The following is a 653-nucleotide window of genomic DNA, read 5'->3' on the forward strand; positions in this document are numbered from 1 at the left end:
GGTGCGGCGGGCGATGCACCGGATCCCGGCGTCTTTCGGCCAGGTGCCCGGCAGGTGGTCGATGACGGCGATCTCGGTGTCCTCCATCCCGATCGCCCGAACCCACGCCTCGTCGGGTGCCTGGCCGGCGGCCACGATGAGGGGCCGGGTGCGTTTCGCGCCGATCGCGAACCGGATGCCGCGGGTGATGCAGGCTTTGGCGAGATCGGCGGCGAAGTAGCCGGCATCCCACCGGCACCGGATGTGCTCGACCCCATCGGGGAGCGCTCCGATCGCCCGGTCCAGCAGGTCCACCACGCTGGAGCGGGGATCCTCCTTCCCGCCGAGCAGGTCCGCGGCCAGCGGGACGCCGGCCTCGGCCCAGTGCCCGATATGCGGGCGCAACGTCAACGCGCCGGTATACGCGTGCGCCGCGCCCTGCTTGGTGCGGCCGTAGACCTCGACATCGGTGGAGTCCCCGTCGATCGTCACCTCCCGCAGCAGCGCCCGCCGTCGTACCGCGGGCAACCGGTTCACCCAGTCGGTGTTGATCACCTTCAGCGCGGCGGGAATCCCGGCCAGGTGCGTATCGGTGAACCGTTTCGCGATACCGGCCCACGTCGTCGACGCCGGGGTCGGCACCGGCTCCAGCAGCTGCCCGGCGGTATCGGCCC

General features: G+C 71.8%; 1 protein-coding gene. It reads right to left on the minus strand.

Annotation, left to right across the window (positions count from 1 at the left end):
* Positions 1-653, minus strand: a 653-nt coding sequence (locus IEX31_RS18510; protein ID WP_188744850.1) for a transposase, incomplete at both ends; no start/stop codon positions are given.

Origin of the sequence: Agromyces bauzanensis (assembly GCF_014645655.1) — a bacterium.
GTDB classification, from domain to species: domain Bacteria; phylum Actinomycetota; class Actinomycetes; order Actinomycetales; family Microbacteriaceae; genus Agromyces; species Agromyces bauzanensis.